Annotated in this window: 4 protein-coding genes; all 4 read right to left on the reverse strand. The window is 59.6% G+C overall.

Annotated elements, in window-relative coordinates:
• On the reverse strand, window positions 1-1,383 hold a 1,383-nt coding region (nuoL, locus tag ACIOU6_RS27450; RefSeq protein ID WP_401139852.1), incomplete at its 3' end, for an NADH-quinone oxidoreductase subunit L.
• On the reverse strand, window positions 1,380-1,688 hold the full coding sequence (gene nuoK / locus ACIOU6_RS27455; RefSeq protein ID WP_221730394.1) for an NADH-quinone oxidoreductase subunit NuoK: 309 nt from the start codon (window positions 1,686-1,688) through the stop codon (window positions 1,380-1,382). The genes nuoL and nuoK, both read right to left, overlap by 4 nt.
• A 3-nt stretch (window positions 1,689-1,691) precedes the next feature.
• Window positions 1,692-2,192, reverse strand: coding sequence for an NADH-quinone oxidoreductase subunit J (nuoJ, locus tag ACIOU6_RS27460; protein ID WP_221730393.1), 501 nt, complete (start codon window positions 2,190-2,192; stop codon window positions 1,692-1,694).
• A gap of 9 nt (window positions 2,193-2,201) precedes the next feature.
• Window positions 2,202-2,719 (reverse strand): NADH-quinone oxidoreductase subunit NuoI (gene nuoI / locus ACIOU6_RS27465; RefSeq protein WP_401139857.1); only part of this gene is annotated, 518 nt, incomplete at its 5' end.

The raw sequence follows: 2,719 nt of genomic DNA on the forward strand, positions 1-2,719 counted from the left end.
CACCGACAGTGGCAGCCAGTGAGCGATGCCGTGACCGGCGTGGGCTGCGGTCTTGGCTTCACCGTGGAACGCGATGAAGATCAGGCGGAAGGTGTACAGCGACGTCATGAACGCACCGACCAGACCGGCATACAGCAGACCGTGGTTGCCGCTGGCGAACGCTTCCCAAAGGATTTCGTCCTTGGAGTAGAAGCCTGCGGTGACCAGTGGCAGGGCGGACAACGCCGCGCCGCCGACGATGAAGCTGGCGTAGGCCAGTGGCAGTTTCTTCCACAGGCCGCCCATCTTGAAGATGTTCTGCTCGTGGTGGCAGGCAACGATCACCGCACCGGAAGCAAGGAACAGCAGGGCCTTGAAGAAGGCGTGGGTCATCAGGTGGAAAATCGCGCCATCCCATGCACCAACGCCCAGCGCCAGGAACATGTAGCCGATCTGGCTCATGGTCGAGTAGGCGAGGATACGTTTGATGTCGGTTTGTACCAGTGCGGCGAAACCTGCCAGCACCAGCGTCACACCGCCCACAATGCCGACCAGGTGCAGGATGTCCGGCGCCAGGGTGAACAGACCGTGGGTACGGGCGATCAGATAGACACCTGCCGTTACCATGGTTGCGGCGTGGATCAGTGCCGAAACCGGCGTCGGGCCAGCCATCGCGTCCGCGAGCCAGGTTTGCAGCGGCAGTTGTGCCGATTTACCGACCGCGCCACCCAGCAGCATCAGGGTCGCCAACGTGATCCAGAAATCGCCGACCTGGAATTTCTGCGGTGCCAGCACCAGCAGTTCCTGGATGTTCAACGTGCCCACTTGCTGGAACAGGATGAACAGGCCGATGGCCATGAACACGTCGCCGATCCGGGTCACGATGAAGGCTTTGAGTGCGGCGTTACCGTTGTTGCGGTTGCTGTAGTAGAAACCGATCAACAGGTACGAGCACAGGCCCACGCCTTCCCAGCCGAAGTACAGGAACAACAGGTTATCGCCCAGTACCAGGAACAGCATGCTGGCGATAAACAGGTTGGTGTACGAGAAGAAGCGCGAGTAACCCGCTTCACCGCGCATGTACCAGGAGGCGAACAGGTGGATCAGGAAACCTACGCCAACCACCACGCCGAGCATGGTGATCGACAGGCCGTCGATGTAAAGCGCGAAGTCAGGCTTGAAGCCTTCCACCGCCATCCACTGCCAAAGCACCAGGGTGTAGTGACCGCCTTCGGGAGGTGCGACGTTGAATTGCCAGATGACGTAGGCGGTGACAATCGCCGACAAGCCAATGGAACCCACGCCGATCAGCGCCGAGAGGTTTTCCGACCAGCGTCCACGAGAGAACGACAGCAGCAGGAACCCGATCAGAGGGAATACGAAAGTCAGAAAGATTAAGTTCATCCGCGCATCTCACTGGCAGCGTCGATATCGAGCGTGTGGAAGCGGCGATACAGTTGCAGCAGGATCGCCAGACCAATACTGGCCTCGGCGGCTGCAAGGCTGATCACCAGGATGAACATGATCTGTCCATCCGGCTGGCCCCAACGGGCGCCCGCAACGACGAACGCCAGTGCAGAGGCGTTCATCATCACTTCCAGACTCATCAACACGAACAAAATGTTGCGGCGGACCATCAGGCCGACCAGACCAAGGCAGAACAGGATGCCGGCGACGGCTAATCCATGTTCGAGAGGGATAGCAGGCATGTCTTACTCCTTCGCCTCGTTACGGCCCAAATGGAACGCCGTGACGGCTGCGGCGAGCAGCAGCATCGAGGCGAGTTCGACCACCAGCAGATACGGGCCGAACAGGCTGATGCCCACGGCTTTGGCGTCTACGGTGGTGTGGCCGATGGCCTGACCGCTCTGGTGAGCGAACAGCACATACAGCAGTTCGGCCAGCAGCAAGGCTGCGAGAATCACCGGCCCTGCCCAGATGCCGGGCTTGAGCCAGGTACGTTCTTGCTGAACCGAGGCCGGGCCCAGGTTCAGCATCATCACCACGAACACGAACAGCACCATGATGGCGCCGGCGTAGGCGATCACTTCCAGCACGCCGGCGAACGGGGCGCCGAGTGCGAAGAAGGTCATGGCCACGGCGATCAACGAAATGATCAGGTAGAGCAGGGCGTGCACAGGGTTGGTGTTGGTGATCACGCGAAGCGTGGACACAACAGCGATACCCGATGCGAAATAGAAAGCGAATTCCATCGTTCTTCCTTAAGGCAGCAAGCTCTTCACGTTGATCGGTTCGGCTTCGTTCTGCGCGCTGCCTTTGGGCTTGCCAGCGATTGCCATACCTGCAACACGATAGAAGTTGTAATCAGGGTTTTTGCCGGGGCCAGAGATCAAAAGATCTTCTTTCTCGTACACCAGGTCCTGACGTTTGAACTCGGCCATCTCGAAATCCGGCGTCAACTGGATTGCGGTGGTCGGACAGGCTTCCTCGCAGAGACCGCAGAAAATGCAGCGCGAGAAGTTGATACGGAAGAAGTCCGGGTACCAGCGACCGTCTTCGGTTTCAGCTTTCTGCAGCGAGATGCAACCGACCGGGCACGCCACGGCGCACAGGTTGCAGGCTACGCAACGCTCTTCGCCATCGGGGTCACGGGTCAGGACGATGCGGCCACGGTAGCGTGGCGGCAGGTAGACCTGCTCTTCCGGATATTGCAGGGTGTCGCGCTTGCGAAAGCCATGGCCTAAGACCAAGACCAGGCTTCGCAACTGCGTACCAGTAC

It is taken from the genome of Pseudomonas sp. NPDC087615 (genome assembly GCF_044743445.1).
GTDB classification, from domain to species: domain Bacteria; phylum Pseudomonadota; class Gammaproteobacteria; order Pseudomonadales; family Pseudomonadaceae; genus Aquipseudomonas; species Aquipseudomonas baetica_A.